This window comes from Nocardioides humi (genome assembly GCF_006494775.1).
In the GTDB taxonomy this organism is placed as follows: Bacteria; Actinomycetota; Actinomycetes; order Propionibacteriales; family Nocardioidaceae; genus Nocardioides; species Nocardioides humi.
On the sequence record NZ_CP041146.1, the window covers coordinates 5,027,946 to 5,047,529 of the forward strand.

The following is a 19,584-nucleotide window of genomic DNA, read 5'->3' on the forward strand; positions in this document are numbered from 1 at the left end:
ATCGGGATGAGCGTGGCGATCGTCTTCGGCATCGTCAGCGCGCTCGTGCAGTTCCTCAGCTGGCAGGCCGACGGCCGGGCGGCCGACGACACCGAGCAGCTGCTGCGCGTGCAGGAGATCAAGACCTCGCTGCTGCGTGCCGACGCCCTCGCGACCAACGCCTTCCTCAAGGGCGGCCTGGAGGATCCCGACCGGCGCCAGGAGTACGACGAGGCGATCGACGGCGTCCTCACCGCCATCGCCGACGCGGCCGAGGCCCAGCCCGCCGACCGCGAGGCGCTCGCGGCGCTCAACATCGAGGTGACCGGCTACGCCACCGGTGTCGCGCAGGGGCGCGACAACAACCGGCAGAACTTCCCCATCGGGGCGGAGTACCTCAACACGTCCAGCACCGAGCTGCGGGCGTCCGCGCTGCCGATCCTCGACGAGCTCGTCAAGGCCAACCAGCAGCGGGCCGAGGACGCGATGGCCGGCCAGCACCCGATCTGGCTGTTCCTGCTGGGGGTCGTGATCCTGGTGGCCCTCGTCTGGCTCAACCGCGAGCTCGCCCGCCACTTCCGGCGGCGGATCAACAAGGGCATCGCCATCGCGGCGGTCATCGTGCTGGCGCTCACGCTCGTCACGGTGATCGGCGCCTGGATCCGGGACAACTCCAACGACAGCCTGCGCGACGGCGAGTTCGCCACGGCCGTCAACGAGGCCGACGCCCGCACGGCCGGCAATGACGCCAAGGCCAACGAGAGCCTGCGGCTGATCAAGCGCGGCTCGGGGACGACGTACGAGGACAACTGGAAGGCCTCGGCGCAGGCCGTGACGGAGTCCGGGACCGGTGCGAGCAGCGAGTGGAGCGCCTACACGAAGGTGCACGACGAGATCGTCGCCCTCGACGACGAGGGGAACTGGGCGGAGGCCCGCCAGAAGGCGATCGAGGAGAGCAGCCAGGCCTTCCAGCCCTTCGACGACGCCACCCGCGCGGCCGTCGAGAGGAACGGCGACATCGCCACCCACGACCTGCGCAGTGGCCGCTGGTTCGCGCTCGCGCTGAGCGGTCTGACCCTGCTCCTCGGTGTCGCGGCGGCGGTCGCGGTCGCCCGAGGTATCGGCGAGCGACGGAGGGAGTTCTCATGAGGCGGATCCGGGTGCTGGTCGCGACGCTGACCGCGTGCGTCGCGCTGCTGTCCGCGTGCGGGTACGACGCGACGCCGCTGCCGAAGCCGGACGAGGAGAGCGCGGCGTCGTCGGGCTCGTCGGGCTCCACGCCCGTCGAGTGCGACAACGCCACGCAGTCCTACGACGCGAGCGACGACAAGGCGGCCGCGGTCAAGCAGCTCACCAACAAGGGCCGGCTCGTCGTCGGGGTCTCGGGCGACACCTACAAGATGGGCTTCACCGACCCGACCGACGCCGAGCTCAAGGGCTTCGACATCGAGTTCGCGGACGCCATCGCCAAGGCGCTGGGCGTCACGCTCGATCTCCGGGTGATCTCCGCGGCCGAGCGGATCCCCAAGCTCGAGAGCGGCGAGCTCGACATGGTCGCGCGCAACATGACGGTCAACTGCGACCGGTGGACCCAGGTCGCCTTCTCCGCCGTCTACTACAACGCGACCCAGAAGGTCCTGGTCGGCTCGACCGAGGGCGACACCTACACGGGCCCGGCGAGCCTGGCCGGCAAGCGGGTCTGCGCGCCGGCCGCCACGACCAGCGTGGCCAACATCAAGAAGATCGAGCCCGACGTCGTGGCGGTCGAGGCCGCCAACCACACCGGCTGCCTGATCAAGTTCCAGAACGGCGAGGTCGACGCCATCACCGGCGACGACACCGTTCTCGCCGGGCTTGCCGCCCAGGACCCGTACACCGCGGTGCCGCAGCAGGACAAGCTGACCGACGAGCCCTACGGCCTCGCCTTCAACAAGGACGACGTCGCGCTGGTGCGGTTCGCCAACTCGGTGCTCGACCAGATGCGGGCCGACGGCCGCTGGACCGCGATCTACGACGAGTGGCTCAAGCCGACGCTGACGGTCGACGCCACGCCCCCGCCCCCGCCTACGGCCGGTGAGCGTGCAGGCGACCATGACCACGACGGCACCCACCGCCCCCGGGAAGCTCGGGGACGCGCTGGAGCCTGCCGCGATCCAGGCCTATCTCGCCGAGCTCGACACCTGGCTGCGAGTACGACGCTCCGAGCTCGACGAGCTCGACCAGGCCGCGTTGGGTGCGGGCCGGGGAGCAGAGCTGGCCGGCGACATGTCCCTGGCGCTGGCGCTGTGGAAGGCGATCACCGACCGCTACCAGCTGGTCTTCGCGACCTGGGACGGCGGCCGGGTCCTGCAGCAGGAGCGGGAGCGGATCTCGGCGTTGATCTGGGGACGGCTGGACGGCGCGACCGAGCTGCCCGGCGGCCTGGCGGTGTCCCTGCCCGAGGCGGGCCGGCTCTGCGACGCGCTGACCGGGCAGCTGCGCAACCGGCTCGCGCTGGTGCCGGGCGCGGACGCGTCGGCGGCCCGGATCCGCGAGCTGCGGGCGCAGTTCGAGCGGATCCGCGACCAGGTCGGCCTGGAGCCCGCGCTCACCCGCGACACCGCCGTGCACCGGCTCGCCGAGCTGATGTCGCGGCTGGAGGGCATCACCGCCAAGGCCGAGCGCGGCGGCGACGTCGGCGGCATGCTCGGCCCGCTGGAGACCGAGGCGACCACCTTCGAGCGCGACCTCATCGTCGGCAACGCCCGGCGCCGCGACGCCCGCGACCAGGTGATCTCGGCGCGCGAGCTGCGCGCCGACCTGGAGGCGCGGGAGGCGGCGCTGGAGAAGCTCGCCGAGACCTGCGTGGCGACCGTCGACCCGGCGCCGCGCTACGCCGTACCCGATGTCGACGCCCTCGGCCCGGTGCCCGTCACGCCCGACGAGATCGGCCCCTACCTGGAGCGGCTCGACCGGGTGTCGCAGGCGCTCGAGATCGCCCAGCACGCCTACGCCGACGCGCTCGCCGAGCACACCCAGCTGGTCGCGCTGCTCGACGCCTACGTCGCCAAGGCCCGCGCGGCGGCCGTGGCCGACCACCCCGACCTGGTCGCGAGCGAGCGGTCCGCGCGCGACCTGCTCGAGCGGCGCCCGACCCCGATGGCGGTCGCGAAGCAGCTCGTCACGACGTACCAGACCTGGCTGAACAAGGAGACCAACCCATGAGCGCAGGCGCCTGCACCCAGCCCGGCTGCACGGGCAGCATCGTCGACGGCTACTGCGACGTGTGCGGCATGCCCGGCGACGGCGGCACGACGACGCCGGCCGGCGAGGCCGCCACCGTCAAGGCGCCCATCGCGGCCGCCGTGGCGGGCGGCAGCGCGCCCAGCGTCGCGTCCTCGACCTGCCAGCAGCCCGGCTGCACGGGCACCATCCTCGACGGCTACTGCGACGTCTGCGGGACGCCCGCCGTGCCGGGGGCGCGGGTGGCCGAGGCGACCGCGATCGCCGAGTCCCAGCCGCTGTCGGGCCGCGAGGGGACCTCCGCGACCGCCGCCAGCCGGGTCCAGTCCGCGGCGATCGGCTCCAAGCGGGCCGGCGCCAGCGGCAGCACCTCCACCCGCCGTACCCGCACCGGGTCGCAGCGGATGCGCGCGGCCCGGCTGGGCGCCGGCCTGACGGTCGTCCCCCCGAGCCTCCGGTCGACGCCGCCAAGGCGATCATGGCCAACCCGCAGGTGCCCGAGGACAAGCGCAGCTGCGCCAAGTGCGGCAACGCCGTCGGCCGCAGCATCGACGGCCAGCCCGGCCGCAGCGAGGGCTTCTGCCCCAACTGCGGCCAGCAGTTCTCGTTCACCCCCAAGCTGCAGCAGGGTGACCTCGTCGCGGGGCAGTACGAGGTCGCGGGCGCGCTCGCCCACGGCGGCCTCGGCTGGATCTACCTCGCCCGCGACCGCAACGTCTCCAACCGCTGGGTCGTCCTCAAGGGCCTGCTCAACTCCGGGGACCCCGACGCGCTCGCGGCGGCGATCGCCGAGCAGCAGTTCCTCGCCCAGGTCGAGCACCCGCTCATCGTCGAGATCTACAACTTCGTCACCCACGACGGCGCCGGCTACATCGTCATGGAGTACGTCGGCGGCAAGTCGCTCAAGCAGATCCTCAAGCAGCGGATGACCGCCAACAACGGGGCGTACGACCCGCTGCCGGTCGACCAGGCGCTGGCGTACATCCTCGAGCTGCTGCCGGCGTTCCAGTACCTGCACGACCTCGGTCTGGTCTACTGCGACTTCAAGCCCGACAACATGATCCAGGTCGGGGACGCCATGAAGCTGATCGACCTCGGCGGCGTACGCCGGATCGACGACGAGGAGTCGGCGATCTACGGCACCGTCGGCTACCAGGCGCCCGAGGTCGCCGAGGTCGGGCCGTCGGTGGCCTCGGACATCTACACGATCGGCCGCACCCTGGTGGTGCTGTGCATGGAGTTCCGCGGCTACCAGGGCACCTACCTCCACAGCCTGCCGCCGGTCGACTCCACGCCGCTGTTCCAGCAGAACGACTCGCTCTACCAGCTGATCGCCAAGTGCTGCGCGCCCGACCCCGCCGACCGGTTCGCCTCGGTCGACGAGATGCGCACCCAGGTGCTGGGCGTGCTGCGCGAGGTGGTCGCCCGCAAGCGGCAGGGGACGGCCACGACCTCGGCGGCGTCGGTGCTCTTCGAGTCGCCCGCCACCGCCCGGCCGATCACGGAGTGGAGCCAGCTGCCCGACCTGCGGGTGGACACCACCGATGCGCAGTACGGCTGGCTGAGCACGATCGGCGAGGACGACCCGCGCCAGCGGCTCAAGGACCTGGAGTCCGCGCCCGAGGACACCGCCGAGATCTGGCTGGCCCGCGCCCGGGCGGCGCTCGACCTCGGCGACCCGGTGCTCGCGAAGAACCACGCCCAGCGGCTGCTCACCGACGACCCGTGGGAGTGGCGGGCGTTGTGGATCGAGGGGCTCGCGGCGGTCGAGGCGGGCGACTGGGAGACGGCGAAGGCGTCGTTCAACGCGGTCTACCAGCAGGTCCCCGGCGAGCTGGCGCCCAAGTTGGCGCTGGCGTTCGCCTGCGAGCGCGGCGGCCTGCCGGAGGTCGCCGAGGGCCTCTACCAGGTCTGCGCGCTGACCGACGCCGCCTACGTCCCGCCGGCTGCCTTCGGCATGGCCCGGGTGCGCGCCGACCGCAAGGACACCGCCGGCGCCGTCGCGGCGCTCGACCTGGTGCCGACGACCAGCCGGGGCTACACCGAGAGCCGCCAGCAGCGCGCCGAGGTGCTGCTGTCCGGCAGCTCCCAGGACATCGCGGTCCTCGACCAGGCGATGCGCACCATCGACAGCTCCAGCGTCGACCAGCAGACCCGGCAGCGGTTCACGGTCCGGATCCTCAACGAGGCCCTGCCCGTGGTCAGCAACGGCTCGCTGCCGGCCGGAGCGCGGATCGGCGCGATCGAGGCGACCGAGGCCGGCGTCCGCGACGGGCTCGAGAACGCCCTGCGCATGCTCGCCCGCGATGCCGTCGACCTCAAGGAGCGGGTCACCCTGGTCAACCAGGCCAACGCCGTCCGGAACTGGAGCCTCACGTGAACTGCCCGTCCTGCCGCGCCGCCCTCGCGCCCGGTGCGCGGTTCTGCGAGAACTGCGGCGCCCAGCTCGGCGACGCCGCGGCGGTCGCCGCCCCCGCCGCCACCACGGTCGGAGGGCCGTTCGACGACGCGCTCGGGGACGCGCCGATCAGCGCACCGACCCGCAAGCCGGCGTCCGCGCTGCCCGACCCGCCCGCCCCGGCCGGCCGTAGGCCGTGCACGGAGTGCGGGGGAGAGGTCGGTCCGGACCTCTACTGCCTGGAGTGCGGCACCAAGGCGCCCAGCGAGCGCGACCACTTCGAGGAGCAGCCCGCGTCCTGGGTGGCCGGCGTCTGCGACAAGGCGGTCCGCAAGAACCGCAACGAGGACGCCATGGCCCTGCTCGCCGGCGCCGAGCCCGGCTCGCGGGCGGTGCTGATCGTGATGGACGGCGTCTCCAACTCCATCGACTCCGACGTCGCGTCTCTCGCCGGGGCCCGGGCGGCGCGCGAGGTGCTGCGGATGCCCCTGCCGTCGGGGATGGGTACGCCGGAGAGCCGCGAGGCCGCCGTACGCAAGGTGCTCGCGAACGCCGCCGCGGCCGCCAACACCGCGATCGTCGCGGTCACCGACCCCGACTCGCCCAACCCGGCGTCCGCGACCTTCACCGCCGCCGTGCTGGAGGGCAACCGGATCACCTGGGCCAATATCGGCGACTCCCGCTCGTACTGGCTGCCCGACGCCGGCACGCCGCTCCAGCTCACCGTCGACGACTCGGTCGCCCAGGCGCAGATCGCCGCGGGCGTGGCCCGCGACGTCGCCGAGAACGGGCCCCAGGCGCACGCCATCACCAAGTGGCTGGGCCGCGACTCCGAGGACCAGACGCCGACCGTGGGCTCGCTCGAGGTCACGGAGAGCGGCTGGCTGCTGACCTGCTCCGACGGGCTGTGGAACTACGCGTCCGAGCCCGACGCCCTGGCCGCGCAGGTCCGCGCCGCCGGCACGACCGACCCCGCCACGCTCGCCCGCGCGCTCGTCGCGTTCGCGAACGACTCCGGCGGGCACGACAACATCACCGCCGCCCTCGCCCGGGTCGATGTCACCGGCCTCGGGCAGAATGACCAGACGCCGACCCCAGGAGGAGAGCCGAGCGATGGCTGAGTTCAACGCCGCCGTCTACCAGAACGAGTTCCTGCCCGACGGTGGGACCGACGTCAACGCGATCGTCACGATCACCTGCAAGGGTGCCGGGACGGCCGGTCAATCCGGAGCGGGCAGCGCCGGCGAGATCATCATCGTCGACACGTCGGGCTCGATGGGGCCGGCCACGATGTCGGCCGCGAAGGAGGCGGCCCAGGCCGCGCTCGCCGAGATCGTCGACGGCACCTACTTCGGCGTGATCGCCGGCGCGGACCGGGCGATGCTCGCCTATCCGCAGGTCTCCAGCGGCCCCGGCCTGGTGCGGATGGACGCCCGCAGCCGCCAGGAGGCGTCGGCCGCGATCGACCGGTTCGTCGGCAGCGGCGGCACGGCCATCAGCACGTGGCTCGACCTCGCCGGCCAGCTGTTCGCCTCGGTCGCCGAGATCACCCAGCGCCACGTGCTGCTGCTCACCGACGGCGAGAACCGCGAGCGCCCGGGCCGTCTCGACGACGCCATCAACCGGGCCACCGGCTACTTCCAGGCCGACTGCCGCGGCGCCGGCACGGACTGGCAGGTCGCCGAGATCCGCCGGATCGCGCAGGCCCTGCTCGGAACCGTCGACATCATCCCGCGGCCCGCCGAGATGAAGGCCCAGTTCCAGGAGATCATGCGCAACGCCATGTCCCGCGGCGTCGCGGACGCGTCGCTGCGGGTGTGGACGCCGCAGGGCGCCGAGGTGCTCTTCGTGCGGCAGGTCTCCCCGACGGTCGAGGACCTCACCAACCGCCGGACCCCGGTCAACCCGCTCACCGGCGACTACCCGACGGGCGCCTGGGCCGACGAGTCCCGCGACTACCACGTCGCGGTCCGGGTCCCGGCCAAGGCGATCGGCCAGGAGCAGCTCGCCGCCCGGGTCCAGCTGGCGCTCGGCAACGACGTCGTGACCCAGGCGCTGGTGAAGGCGACCTGGTCCAACAACTCCGAGCTGACCACCCGGATCGACCAGCAGGTCGCCCACTACACGGGACAGGCCGAGCTCGCCGAGGCCATCCAGGAGGGCCTGGCCGCCAAGGCCGCCGGCGACGAGGCGACCGCGACCACGAAGCTGGGTCGCGCGGTCCAGCTGGCGGCCGAGACCGGCAACGACGAGGCCACGTCCAAGCTGCGCAAGGTGGTCGACGTCGACAACGAGGAGACCGGCACCGTCCGGCTCAAGCGCGCGGTCGACAAGGCCGACGAGATGGCCCTCGACACCGCGTCCACCAAGACGACGCGGATCCGCAAGGAGCCCACCTCATGAGCACCTGCCCGTCGGGGCACGAGTCGGCCTCGGACGACTACTGCGACGTCTGCGGGCTGCCGATCCCGGCGGGCGGCACGAGCGGCGGCGACAGCGGAGGGGCGCCGGACGCACCGTCCGCGCCCGCCGACGCACCGGCAGCGGCGTCCTCGGCGCCGGCGGAGCCGGCCGCCCCGGCGACCACGGAGTGCCCCAACTGCCAGGCGGCCAACCCGCCCAACGCGCTGTTCTGCGAGGCCTGCGGCTACGACTTCACCACCGGCTCGATGCCGCGGCCGATCACGCCGCCGTCGGTGCTCGACCTCGGCACGCCGGCCGGCGCCGACGACCCCGGCACCGCCGAGGCGCGGAAGCCGGACGCCGCCCCGCCGGCCGCCGAGGCCTCCATCGCGCCACCGCTCGCCGACGCGTGGGTGGCCGAGGTCTGGATCGACCCGGACTGGTACGCCGACCAGGAGTCGACCGATCCGCTGCCGTCGGCGGGCGTGCCCACCGTCGTACCGCTGAAGACCACGTCGGTCCTCGTCGGCCGCACCTCCCGCAGCCGGGGCATCCACCCCGACATCGACCTCGGCTCCGACAACGGCATCAGCCGCCGCCACTGCCAGCTCACCACCGACGGCACCCGCTGGTGGGTCGAGGACCTCGGCTCGTCCAACGGCACCTATCTCGGCTCCACGGTCGGCGCGCTGCCCACGCAGCCGATCCCGTCGGGGGAGAAGCGGGAGATCGCGCCGGACGCGCGGGTCTACCTCGGCGCCTGGACCCGGCTGGTCATCCGCCGGGCCCAGCCGGGCGAGGTCTGAGCCGGGTCGAACGCCCGGCACAGGTGAGACCAGGGTGAGACCGGCTCGGCCTTCCGGGGCTCCCGGCGCGCGCCCGATGCTCGACGGGTGCGCTTCCGACTGCCTGCCCTGCCTGCCCTGACGCTGGCCACGGCCCTGCTCCTGGTGCTGCCGCTCCTCGCGGCGCCGCCGGCGCAGGCGGACTTCACGGGCTACGCCTGGCAGACCACCCGGATCTACAGTCCGGCCACGGGAAACTTCGCGGCCGCCGACACCGCGCTCGTACGACGTCCCGACGGCTCGTTCGTCGAGCTGACCATCACCCAGTCGGCCAACCAGGCGCTGCCCAGCCGGGTGATCGCCTGGTCGGGCGATGGGGCGTCCTGGGGCGCCATGGAGTTCCCCGACGGGGCCGGCGAGGGCGCCGTGCCCTTCGACCTGGAGGCGTTCGCGGCGCCCGACGGCAGCGTGGTCGCCGTCTGGTACCTGCCGATCGGTGGGGTCGACGTGGCGCTGCGGACGTCGACCCGGTCGCTGGCGGGCGTCTGGAGCCCGCCCACCGACCTGTGGACCGGTGACGTCGGCGACCTGCGCCGGCTCTTCCCGGGCCCGGCCGGCGGCACCGTCGTCTGGCAGGACGACGACGCGGACGTGATCAGGTCCCGCACCTGGTCCGGTGGCTCGTGGGCCGCCGCCAAGATCGGTCCCGGCGGCGACGAGCTCCCCAGGTACTGGGCGGACTACGGCACGGCGGTCCGGGCGAGCGACGGCCAGATCAGCGTCGCCTACAAGGCCGCCGACGGCGACCATCTGCGGCTGGCCCAGCTCGATCCCGGCGGGGACTGGACCACCGTGACGACGCACCAGATCTACACGAACTGCGAGGTGGACGTCGGGGTCCTCGACGCCAACGGCAACATCGCGGCTACCGTCACCCTCTGCTACCGCAACGAGGTCACCGGGATGGCGGGGGCGACGTACGACCCCGAGGGCGACCTGCACCTGTGGTGGAACAACCGGTACGGCATGTCGTACGTCGATGGGCTCTACCCGAACTACACCATCCGGTGCTATTGCGAGCAGGGCGTCGGGGGCATGGTCGTCGCCGACGACGACCTCGACGGCCGCGCGTTCGAGACCGTGCTCCCCGGGCTGCCGAAGCTGCCCGACGGTCGCAGCATCCACCAGGTCTGGGACGCCGATGGGGATCGGACCGTCTTCGTCGGCGGGCAGGGGGAGTACGGCCGGACCATCAACTACTACCGGGAGGGCCGGACGTTCGCGAACCCGAACGGCTCCTTCCAGGCGCCGGGCACGACCACGTCGAGCCGCTCCGGCTTCGTGTCGGCCACGTTCGTGTCCGGCGACGACATCCTGGTCGGCTACCAGCACTCGGCCCCGGCCTCCAACATCGGCCCGGGCGGCTCCTGCAACACCCGCGTGCTGGGCGGGGACGGCGTGCTGAGCGACTTCCTCAACGCCTGCTTCGACGGCAACACCCGCCACTGGTCCGCACTCCAGGCGCCCGACGGCTCGGTCTACCTCGGCAGCTCCGTCGCCCGCTACGTGGAGTTCCGGAAGTGGGTGCCCGCCGACACCCCGCCGCCGGTGGCGGCCGCTGTCGGCGTCACGTGGCCGGCCCTCGCCGCCGGCGCTCCTGCGGCCGTCGGCGTCACCGTGACGGCCGTGGGCACCGGCCAGGCCGCGACCGGCACCGTCCGGCTCCGGTACGACGGCACGCCCGTCGACACCCGCACCCTCGCGGGCGGCGCCGCCACGCTCACCCTGCCCTCGGGCGTCGTGACCTCGGGCAGCCACACCCTCCGCGTCGAGTACGACGGCAGCGGCGCCGTCCTCGCCGGCTTCGCCCAGACGACCGTCACCGTCCCGCAGGTCGTGCCACCCGCGCCGGTGCCGCCCACGGTGAAGGTGCCGCCGCGGACGCCCACGGTGAAGGTGAAGAAGGCGCCCACTCCGAGGAAGAAGGGCAAGGCCGTGGTCCGGGTACCCCCGTCCACCGGCCTCCCCGTCCCGGGCGGCCGGGTCACCGTCACCCTCACGAAGGGGGCGAAGTCGAAGCAGGCGACCGGCACCCTGGCGGCGGGCGCGGTGACCGTGACCCTGCCGAGGCTGGCCAAGGGCAAGTGGCGCCTCAGCGCGGCGTACGCCGGCGACGCGACGTACCTGCCGGCGGTCTCGGCCACGGTCAAGGTGAAGGTCACGAGGTGATCCGGGTCCGAGGGTCGCGAGGTGCCGGCGGCGGGCCGTCGTGACGCCGGTATCTGCGACGATGCGTCCATGGCGATCAAGGACCAGGTCATCCTCATCACCGGCGGCGCCCGCGGCATCGGGCTCGAGACCGCGAAGGCGCTGGCGGCGGAGGGCGCCCGGCTGGTGCTGACCGACCTCGACAGCCCGGCCCTGGCCGAGGCGGTCGAGGCGATCGGCGCGGAGCGGTGCGAGGGCGTCGTCGCCGACGTGTGCGACCTGGCGGCGATGGAGGCCGCGGTGGCGACCACGCTGGGGCGGTTCGGGCGCCTCGACACGGTGCTCGCGAACGCCGGCATCGCGAGCTACGGCTCGGTGCTGGCCATCGACCCGGCGGCCTTCCAGCGCACCATCGACATCAATGTCGTCGGCGTCTTCAACACCGCGCGGGCCTCGGTGCCCGCGCTCGAGGAGAGCAAGGGATACCTGCTGGTCGTGTCGTCGCTCGCCGCCTTCGCCGCGGCGCCCGGCCTGGCGGCGTACAACGCCAGCAAGGCGGGCGTCGAGCACTTCGCCAACGCGCTGCGGCTCGAGGTCGCCCACCTGGGCATCGCCGTCGGGTCGGCGCACATGTCGTGGATCGACACCCCGCTGGTCCAGGACGCCAAGAGCGACCTGCCGACCTTCCAGGAGCTGCTGAGCAAGCTGCCGCCGCCGCTGAACCGGACCACCGACGTCGAGTCGTGCGTGAAGGCGTTCGTGAAGGGCGTCGACCGGCGCTCGCGGCACGTCTACTGCCCGGGCTGGGTCCGCGCGGCCGGGCTCAACCGCAATGTCATCAACTCCGCCGCGGGCAACCGGCCGGTCCTCAAGCTCGTCCCCGACCTGCTGCCGCGGATGGACGCCGAGGTGCGGGCGCTCGGTCGCTCCACCAGCGCCCGCAACGTCGCCAACGACGAGCGGAGGGCGCGCGGCGAGGGCTGAGCCTCCCTGGGCTGGGCTGGGCTCAGCGCCGGGTGGCGATCAGCGCGGACGCGTCGGGCGCGACCATCACCTCGACGGTGGTGAACCGCTCGTCGGTCAGCCACTCCTCGCGGAGCGTGTCGACCCGCCCGCCCGTGATCGGCGGCCACATCTCGCACGGCACGAAGTCGTCGAGGACCACGATCCCGCCCGGCTCGACGAGATCGGCCAGCTTGTCGACCGCCACCGCCGACGGGTCGCCGGAGTCGAGGAAGAGCAGCGAGAACGGCCCCTTGTCGAGCAGGGTCGACCAGTCCGCCTCGAGGACGTCGACCAGCGGATCGTGATGGAAGATCTCGGTCGCGGCCGCGGCGAGCTTCGGGTCCAGCTCGGCGGTGAGGATCCGGGCCTTGTCGTTGCGCACCCCCGAGCGCAGCCAGGCGGTGCCGACGCCGCAGCCGGTGCCGAACTCGGCCATCGTCCCCTCCCGGGTCGCGGCGAGCGCGGCCAGCAGCCGGCCGGTCTCGTTGCGGCAGAAGGACACGTAGCCGGCGCGCCGGGACACGTCGAAAGCGCGGTGGACCACGTCGGGCAGCTCGGGAGGCGCGCTCATCCGGCGTCCCCGCGGTGTTGTTCGGGGAGCGCAGCGGAGGAGAAGAACACCGTGGGTGGTCATGCGTCGAGTCTCACCCCGCGATCAAGGGACGGGACGCCGGTCTCGGATCGTGGTCGCGGTGGGGGTGGCCGGCGACGGGCGGCTCGCGCTGGAGTGTCCCACCCGTCTCAGGAGTCCCGCCGGTCGGGGAGTTCATGCGGTTGTCAGGCGTTGCAACCCCTGACAACCGCATGGATCCCCGGATGTCCGGGATCCATGCAACGTCGCCCCACCTGCCCGGATCCTGGACGTTCCCAGGACAACAGGAGCGCAGGCGGCGTAGGATCCCGTCCATCATGCGGAGCGCCCTTCTCGTAATCGTGCGCCGCGGCGAGGCCTGAGAGAGGCCACCTCGCCGCGGTGACCGCGGCGTTCCCCTGACTCCGCGCGGGCCCCTCGGACCATCAGATCCCGGCCCGCCGCAGATCTTCTCGACGGGTCCCGTCACCTACGGAGACCAGCATGTCCAGCACCACCATCCGTCGTACCAACCCGACCGGGTACGCCACCCTGACCACCGACACCTCGGAGTGGGGCCCGGCCCGTCACGATCCCGACCAGCCCTCGCACCGCGAGTCCGACGGCTTCTTCGGGACTGCCCTGCGAGACGGCGACGACGCCCGACCCGACGACAACTAGGTTTTCGTCCATGACCGACTCCTCGACCGACACCTCCGCCGCCGCCCTCGTCACCACCGGCCAGGTCGCCCTGGGCGTCATCCCCGGCGACGGGATCGGACCCGAGGTGACCGCCGAGGCGCTCAAGGTCCTCGAGGCCGCGGCGCCGGCCGACCTGAAGTTCGCGCCGACGCAGTACGACCTGGGTGCGGAGCGCTACCTGCGCACCGGCGAGGTGCTGCCCGACAGCGTGCTCGAGGAGATCCGCGGCCAGGACGCGCTGCTGCTCGGCGCGGTCGGCGGCAAGCCCAACGACCCGAACCTGCCGCCGGGCATCCTCGAGCGCGGGCTGCTGCTCAAGCTCCGCTTCGCGCTCGACCACTACGTCAACCTGCGCCCCTCGCGCATCTACCCGGGCTCGGTCTCCCCGCTGTCCGACGAGGTGCTCGCCAAGGGCGAGGTCGACTTCGTCGTCGTCCGCGAGGGCACCGAGGGCCCGTACACCGGCAACGGCGGCGCGCTGCGCGTCGGCACCCCGGCCGAGGTCGCCACCGAGGTCTCCGTCAACACGGCGTACGGCGTGGAGCGGGTCGTCCGCGACGCCTTCGAGCGCGCCCGGCGCCGGCCCCGCAAGAAGCTCACCCTCGTCCACAAGACCAACGTGCTCGTGCACGCCGGGCAGGTCTGGTGGCGGCTGTTCCAGGAGGTCGGCGCGGAGTACCCCGACGTCACCACGGACTACTGCCACATCGATGCCGTGATGATCTTCCTGGCGACCGACCCGCAGCGCTTCGACGTCATCGTGACCGACAACCTGTTCGGCGACATCGTCACCGACCTCGCCGCCGCGATCAGCGGCGGCATCGGCCTGGCCGCCTCCGGCAACGTCAACCCCGACCGCACCGCGCCCTCCATGTTCGAGCCCGTGCACGGCTCGGCCCCCGACATCGCCGGCCAGCTGATCGCCGACCCGACCGCCGCGATCCTCTCCGGCGCGCTGCTGCTCGACCACCTCGGCCACCCCGAGGCCGCGGCGAGGATCGAGGCGGCCGTGCTCGCCGACCTCGAGGCGCGGGACCCGGCCCAGCGGCGTCGTACGCCGGAGGTGGGCGACGCGATCGCGGCGCGAGTAGCGGGGTGAGGGCGCGCAGGAATCGCCGCTGAAGCGGTGAAACTTGCACTTACCGCCCGTTGCAACGGCCAAGAAGCGCAGGAATCGCCGCTGAAGCGGTGATTCCTGCACCCTCCCGACCCGCGTTAACGAGGACTAACCTGATGACCATGCAGATCACCACCACGCTCTCTGCGACCCCCACCGACGACACCCGCCTGGCGGAGATCCTGGCCAACCCGGGCTTCGGGACCCACTTCTCCGACCACATGTTCACCGTGGAGTGGACGCCCGAGAAGGGCTGGTACGACGCGCGGATCACGCCGTACGGACCGGTCACGCTCGACCCCGCGGCGGCCGTCCTGCACTACGCGCAGGAGACCTTCGAGGGGATGAAGGCCTACCGCCACGACGACGACTCGCTGTGGCTGTTCCGGCCGGAGGCGAACGCCGAGCGGATGAAGCGCTCCAGCCACCGCCTCGCCCTGCCCGTGCTCGAGGTGCCCGACTTCCTCCAGGCCGTCGAGGAGCTGGTGAGGGTCGACGCCCGCTGGGTGCCCGGCAACCCCGACGGCGGCGAGAAGAGCCTCTACCTGCGGCCGTTCATGTTCGCCTCGGAGAAGTTCCTCGGCGTCCGGCCGGCCCAGCACGTCACCTTCATGGTGATCGCCAGTCCCGCCGGCGCCTACTTCAAGGGCGGCGTCAAGCCGGTCACCCTGTGGCTCACCGAGGAGTACACCCGCGCCGGCCGCGGCGGCATGGGCGCGGCCAAGACGGGCGGCAACTACGCGTCGTCCCTCGTCGCCCAGCAGGAGGCCTACGCCGAGGGCTGCGACCAGGTCGTCTTCCTCGACGGGCAGGAGGGCAGGTACGTCGAGGAGCTCGGCGGGATGAACATGTACTTCGTCTTCGACGACGGCTCCATCGTCACCCCCGCCACCGGCACCATCCTCGAAGGCATCACCCGCTCCTCGATCATCGAGCTCGCCGGCAAGATGGGCCACCAGGTCACCGAGCGGAGGTTCGGCATCGACGAGTGGCGCGACGGCGTCGCCAGCGGCCGGATCACCGAGATCTTCGCCTGCGGCACAGCGGCCGTGGTCACCCCGTCGGCTCGCTGAAGTACGCCGGCGGCGAGACCCCCGCCCCCGCCGGCCAGGACCTGACCATGCGGATCCGCGAGGCGCTCGTCGGCGTCCAGCTCGGCCGGGAAGAGGACACGTTCGGCTGGATGCACCGGGTGGTCTGAGCGCCGCGAGGGTCCCGCGCGTCGTAGATGGGGATCACTTGCCCTCCTGTGGAGAACCCCCGGCCGTGACGGAGGTCGGTGCCAGCATCGCCCCATGACTTCTCTCGGGAGGATGGGGCACGATGGTGGACATGACGCTGGAGGCCGACCTCGACTGGGCGCCGCGCGGGCCGGTGACGGTGGCGGACCTGCTCGATCTGCCCGACGAGCCGGACGGGGAGGGGCCGACCCCGCGCTACGAGCTCATCGACGGGATGCTGATCGCGATGGCGCCCGCTGACGTCCGGCACACCTACGTCGCCTCCGGCCTGCGCGAGGTGCTGCGGCATGCCGCTCCGCCGGACCTGATCGTGATCCAGGCGCCGACCGGCGCGATCGTCGACGACATCACCTGGGTCGAGCCCGACCTCTTCGTGGCGCCGCGCTCCGCGCTCGAGCATCGCTACTTCGAGGGCATCCCGCTGCTCGCGGTCGAGGTGCTCTCCCCGTCCAACCGGCTCTACGACCTGACCACCAAGTTCAGCCGCTACGAGCGGGCCGGCGTGCCGTCGTACTGGATCGTCGATCCGACGGAGCTGCGGCTGGTGGCGTGGGAGCTGCGCGACGGGCGGTACGCCGAGGTCGCCGACGTCGGCGCCGGCCAGGCGTGGACCGCCACGACGCCGTTCGAGGTCACCGTCCGCCCCGGCGCGCTGCTCGACTGACAGGCTGGTGCCGTGGCCCACCCGATCATGTTCCGCGACGACGACCCGGGGCTCGCCGAGCTGCGCGAGATCGTCTTGGCGCTGCCGGGCGCGGTGGAGTTCGTCAGCCACGGCCGGCCGTGCTTCAAGGCGGGGGAGAAGGGCAAGGTGTTCGCCTCCTTCGGCGCCGGCCTCAAGACCGGCCCGGGGACGCACCGGCGCGTCGACAGCGCGCTGAGCGTCAAGATCGCGCCGGAGGAGCTGCCGGCGATCGACGAGGACGAGCGCTTCTTCCTGCCGATGTACGCCGGCAGCTCGCCCTGGCGCGCCACCGACCTCGCCCGGCCCGACGTGGACTGGCAGGAGATCGCCGAGCTGGTCGACGCGTCGTACCGCGGCGTCGCCGGCAAGCGGCTGCTCGCCGAGCTCGACGCCCGGGACTGACGGGCTGACGCGCCGCCGGGCGTCAGCGACCCTCGCGCCGACCCCGCCTGATCTCGGTGTCGAGCGCGTCGAGGCGCTGCTCCCAGAAGGACCGGAATCGGCCGAGCCAGGCGTCGACCTCCGCGAGCGGGCCGGCGTCGATGGCGTAGATGCGGCGCGTCCCCTCGGCCCGGACGGTCGCGAACCCGCTCTCGCGCAGCACCCGGAGCTGCATGGACACGGCCGGCTGGCTGATCCCGAACTCCGCCGCGATGACGTCCACGACCGCGCCCGAGGTGTGCTCCCCTCGGCGAGGAGCTCCAGGATCCGCCGCCGGACGGGGTCGCCGAGGACGTCGAAGGCGTGCACGTCAGGCGTCCTCCCCGGGGACGGCGGTGTAGGCCTCGAAGCAGCGCCGCGCCGCGGCCCGGGCCTGCTCGGGGTCGGTGCCGAAGGCGATGTCGGCCTCGGCCCAGGCGGCGCTGGCGCCGGCCATGAAGTCGGTGAGGTCCGGCACCCTCTCCCGCGGCGGGGCGGCGTCCGGGGCGGCGAGGTGCTCGGCCAGGCCCATCAGCATGGACTCCCAGCCGAGCCCGACCGCACCGGGGCCGAACTGCTCCCACAGCTCCGGCGGGACCGGCGCGGCGTGCTCCAGGACGAGCGTTGTCCGCTCGTCCCCGGTCAGCGTCACGTCGACCCAGCTGATGCCCTGGTACTCCCAGGTGAGGCTGAGCCGCTCCGGCGGCTCGCAGGCGGTGACCTCCCCGCCGGCGTTGCCCTCGAGCTGGTAGCGGCCGCCGAGGCGGAGGTCGCCGCTGACGGGCATCAGCCAGCGGTCGATCCGCTCCTTGGTGGTCAGGGCGTCCCACACCTCCGCGGGGGAGGCGTCGAAGGTCCGGGTGACGGTGAGGACGCGGAGCTCCTCGCCGTCCCGGTCGCGGGTGGACAGCGAGCGCTCGACGGCGCCCAGGTGGTCGGCAGGAGGGAAGGTGAAGGTCATGGTCCACTTATATCAGTAGATACTGATGTAAGCCAGAGAGGCCGTGGCGAGGTCGCGTCGCGGCGTGCCGAGCGCGATCGCTGGGTAGCCTCTCGTCTATGACGATCCGGCCCGACAGCAGCGCCCCCACGCAGGTGGGCCGCTACGCGCTGCTGACCCGGCTCGGCGAGGGCGGGATGGGCATCGTCCACCTCGCCCAGGGACCCGACGGCCAGCGGGTCGCGCTCAAGGTGCTGCGGCCGCAGGTCGTGGGCGACCAGGAGGCGCGCAACCGGCTCGCGCGCGAGGTGGGCTCGCTGACCCGGGTGCGCAGCCCGTGGGTGGCGGAGATGCTCGACGCCGACCCGTGGGCCGAGGTGCCGTACGTCGTCACCCGCTACGTGCCGGGCTTCTCGCTGCACGACCACGTCGCCGCCGAGGGGCCGATCGCCGGCCGCGACCTGCACTGGCTGGCCGGCTGCCTCGCCGAGGGGCTCGCCGCGGTCCACGGCGCCGGAGTGCTGCACCGCGACGTGAAGCCGGGCAACGTGCTGATGGAGGGGCGCACCCCGATCCTCATCGACTTCGGGCTCGCACGGGTCGCCGACGACGTACGCCTCACCCAGACCGGCTGGCTGCTCGGCACGCCCGGCTACCTCGCTCCCGAGATCCTGTACGGCGACGAGGCCACGCCCGCGGCCGACGTGCACGCGTGGGCGGCGACGGTCGCGTACGCCGCGAGCGGGCGGCCGCCGTACGGCCGCGGTCCCGCGATGGCGGTCATGGACCGCACCCGGCGCGGCCAGCACGACCTCACGGGGATCGAGAGCCCGCTGGCGGACGTCCTCGCCGCCGCGCTCGACCCGGACCCGCTCGAGCGGCCGCTGCTCGAGGAGCTGCTGGCCTGGCTGCGGCCGCTGAGCACCCGTCCCGAGCTGCCGCCGGTCCCGCCGCCGGGGGCGCTGTTCGCCGCGCCGGCGCCGGTCGACGACGACTACACGCTGCCGCTGGCGCTGGCCGCGCAGGCGGGCCCGGCGGTCGCGCCCGGCCCGCTCACCCCGCCGACGGTCCCTGAGCCGGCCGCGCCGGGCACCCGGGCGCTGCCGACCGAGGTCGCGCCGCCGCCCCCGCCGCCCGGACCGCTCGCCCCCCTTCCGCCGCCTCCGCCGGCCGCGGCGATGGCCCGGCTCGAGGAGCAGTTCGACCAGGGCTACGACCCCGACCGCCCGTTCGCGCCCCCGTCCCGCCCGCCGCTGGCCGAGCGGATCCGGCGCTGGGCGGCGATCGGCCTCGGTGCGGTCGCGGTGGGCGCCGGCTTCGCCGCCGCGCCGTGGGTCGCGACCACGGTGGTCGTGCTCGCGGTCTGGCTGCTCCGGGCGGGATCCCTGGCGGCGTCGGCGGTCGCCAGCCGCCGTACCGTCCGCGGCGTCAAGTGGTACGACGGCCTGCGCTGGCTCGCCACCAGCCCGTGGCACCTGGTCCGTGCGGTGACCGGGACGGCCGTGCTCGTCGCGTGGAGCGCCGGGCTCGGCCTGGCCGCCGGGCTGCTCGGCTACGCGCTCCAGCTCGACGTGCCGAGCACGCTGATGGCGTGCGGCGCGACCCTCGGCGTCGCCCTCTGGTCGGGGCCGGGCAGCAGCAGGTTCCGCTCGCCGATCGGGCGCGTCCTCGACCCGGTGTGCCGCCGCCCGGTGCCGTGGCTGCTGACCTGCGCGGTGCTGCTCGCCGTCGCCGGTGGGCTGGGCGCGCTCGTGGCCGGGAGCGGCGTCAGCTGGATGCCGTGGAGCTCGGGTCCGTTCGGGCTCTGACCCGGCGCCGGCGCGATCCGTGGCAGACTGACCTCGTGACCACCCTCACGACGATCATTAGTTAGCGCGTCCGACGCCCCGTCGGACGCGCCAGCCTCTC

19 protein-coding genes and 1 pseudogene are annotated in these 19,584 nt (G+C 73.2%); 15 read left to right on the plus strand and 5 right to left on the minus strand.

Annotated elements, in window-relative coordinates:
* Positions 1-6 precede the first annotated feature (6 nt).
* The 3 genes and pseudogenes from FIV44_RS24275 (at position 7) to FIV44_RS24285 (ending at position 3,183) form a co-directional block, all read left to right on the plus strand.
* A complete protein-coding gene (locus FIV44_RS24275) occupies positions 7-1,128 on the plus strand; it encodes a hypothetical protein (RefSeq protein ID WP_141006695.1) in 1,122 nt (373 codons plus the stop codon).
* Positions 1,125-1,994, plus strand: a pseudogene (locus tag FIV44_RS32625) (glutamate ABC transporter substrate-binding protein); the annotation flags it as partial. The gene FIV44_RS24275 and the pseudogene FIV44_RS32625, both read left to right, overlap by 4 nt.
* Before the next feature lie 58 nt (positions 1,995-2,052).
* On the plus strand, positions 2,053-3,183 hold the full coding sequence (locus FIV44_RS24285) for a hypothetical protein (protein ID WP_246086594.1): 1,131 nt from the start codon (positions 2,053-2,055) through the stop codon (positions 3,181-3,183).
* A 49-nt stretch (positions 3,184-3,232) separates the two neighbouring features.
* Here FIV44_RS24285 and FIV44_RS32630 read toward each other — a convergent pair whose 3' ends face one another.
* Together FIV44_RS32630 and FIV44_RS32635 are read right to left on the minus strand one after the other, a co-directional pair.
* The gene (locus FIV44_RS32630) at positions 3,233-3,382 is read right to left on the minus strand and encodes a hypothetical protein (protein ID WP_246086595.1); all 150 of its coding nucleotides are present in this window, start codon (positions 3,380-3,382) and stop codon (positions 3,233-3,235) included.
* 18 nt (positions 3,383-3,400) lie between these two features.
* The gene (locus FIV44_RS32635) at positions 3,401-3,592 is read right to left on the minus strand and encodes a hypothetical protein (protein WP_246086596.1); all 192 of its coding nucleotides are present in this window, start codon (positions 3,590-3,592) and stop codon (positions 3,401-3,403) included.
* A gap of 87 nt (positions 3,593-3,679) precedes the next feature.
* On the opposite strand from FIV44_RS32635, the gene FIV44_RS24290 reads away from it, so the two are divergent.
* From FIV44_RS24290 to FIV44_RS24315, 6 genes are all read left to right on the plus strand, one after another.
* The gene (locus FIV44_RS24290) at positions 3,680-5,581 is read left to right on the plus strand and encodes a serine/threonine-protein kinase (RefSeq protein ID WP_246086597.1); all 1,902 of its coding nucleotides are present in this window, start codon (positions 3,680-3,682) and stop codon (positions 5,579-5,581) included.
* A complete protein-coding gene (locus FIV44_RS24295) occupies positions 5,578-6,720 on the plus strand; it encodes a PP2C family protein-serine/threonine phosphatase (RefSeq protein WP_141006696.1) in 1,143 nt (380 codons plus the stop codon). Before FIV44_RS24290 ends, FIV44_RS24295 begins: the two co-directional genes overlap by 4 nt.
* Positions 6,713-8,002, plus strand: coding sequence for a vWA domain-containing protein (locus FIV44_RS24300; protein ID WP_141006697.1), 1,290 nt, complete (start codon positions 6,713-6,715; stop codon positions 8,000-8,002). The genes FIV44_RS24295 and FIV44_RS24300 overlap by 8 nt, the downstream gene beginning before the upstream one ends.
* A complete protein-coding gene (locus FIV44_RS24305) occupies positions 7,999-8,808 on the plus strand; it encodes a double zinc ribbon and FHA domain-containing protein (protein ID WP_141006698.1) in 810 nt (269 codons plus the stop codon). Before FIV44_RS24300 ends, FIV44_RS24305 begins: the two co-directional genes overlap by 4 nt.
* An 87-nt stretch (positions 8,809-8,895) precedes the next feature.
* Complete coding sequence (locus FIV44_RS24310; protein WP_141006699.1) at positions 8,896-11,016, plus strand: Ig-like domain-containing protein; 2,121 nt, start codon at positions 8,896-8,898, stop codon at positions 11,014-11,016.
* A 69-nt stretch (positions 11,017-11,085) separates the two neighbouring features.
* Positions 11,086-11,979 carry an SDR family oxidoreductase gene (locus tag FIV44_RS24315; RefSeq protein WP_141006700.1) on the plus strand — a complete coding sequence of 298 codons (894 nt, stop codon included), beginning with the start codon at positions 11,086-11,088 and terminating at the stop codon, positions 11,977-11,979.
* Positions 11,980-12,001: 22 nt separating this feature from the next.
* Here FIV44_RS24315 and FIV44_RS24320 read toward each other — a convergent pair whose 3' ends face one another.
* The gene (locus FIV44_RS24320) at positions 12,002-12,571 is read right to left on the minus strand and encodes an O-methyltransferase (RefSeq protein ID WP_141006701.1); all 570 of its coding nucleotides are present in this window, start codon (positions 12,569-12,571) and stop codon (positions 12,002-12,004) included.
* 504 nt (positions 12,572-13,075) lie between these two features.
* Between FIV44_RS24320 and FIV44_RS30830 the strand changes: the two genes are divergently transcribed.
* From FIV44_RS30830 to FIV44_RS24340, 5 genes are all read left to right on the plus strand, one after another.
* Positions 13,076-13,252, plus strand: coding sequence for a hypothetical protein (locus FIV44_RS30830; protein ID WP_181410803.1), 177 nt, complete (start codon positions 13,076-13,078; stop codon positions 13,250-13,252).
* Positions 13,253-13,262: 10 nt separating this feature from the next.
* Positions 13,263-14,372: a 3-isopropylmalate dehydrogenase gene (locus tag FIV44_RS24325; protein ID WP_141006702.1), complete on the plus strand. Its 1,110-nt coding sequence runs from the start codon at positions 13,263-13,265 to the stop codon at positions 14,370-14,372.
* A gap of 134 nt (positions 14,373-14,506) precedes the next feature.
* A complete protein-coding gene (locus tag FIV44_RS24330) occupies positions 14,507-15,463 on the plus strand; it encodes a branched-chain amino acid aminotransferase (protein ID WP_342778848.1) in 957 nt (318 codons plus the stop codon).
* Between the two features lie 250 nt (positions 15,464-15,713).
* On the plus strand, positions 15,714-16,295 hold the full coding sequence (locus FIV44_RS24335) for a Uma2 family endonuclease (protein WP_141006703.1): 582 nt from the start codon (positions 15,714-15,716) through the stop codon (positions 16,293-16,295).
* 12 nt (positions 16,296-16,307) lie between these two features.
* Positions 16,308-16,718, plus strand: a complete 411-nt coding sequence (locus FIV44_RS24340) for an MmcQ/YjbR family DNA-binding protein (protein ID WP_219996156.1) — start codon at positions 16,308-16,310, stop codon at positions 16,716-16,718.
* 22 nt (positions 16,719-16,740) lie between these two features.
* Here the strand turns inward: FIV44_RS24340 and FIV44_RS24345 are convergent, their stop codons facing one another.
* Positions 16,741-16,980, minus strand: coding sequence for an ArsR/SmtB family transcription factor (locus FIV44_RS24345; RefSeq protein ID WP_246086598.1), 240 nt, complete (start codon positions 16,978-16,980; stop codon positions 16,741-16,743).
* A gap of 87 nt (positions 16,981-17,067) precedes the next feature.
* Positions 17,068-17,697 carry an SRPBCC family protein gene (locus tag FIV44_RS24350; RefSeq protein WP_141006704.1) on the minus strand — a complete coding sequence of 210 codons (630 nt, stop codon included), beginning with the start codon at positions 17,695-17,697 and terminating at the stop codon, positions 17,068-17,070.
* Between the two features lie 98 nt (positions 17,698-17,795).
* Between FIV44_RS24350 and FIV44_RS24355 the strand changes: the two genes are divergently transcribed.
* Positions 17,796-19,484, plus strand: a complete 1,689-nt coding sequence (locus tag FIV44_RS24355) for a serine/threonine-protein kinase (protein WP_141006705.1) — start codon at positions 17,796-17,798, stop codon at positions 19,482-19,484.
* Positions 19,485-19,584: the final 100 nt, after the last annotated feature.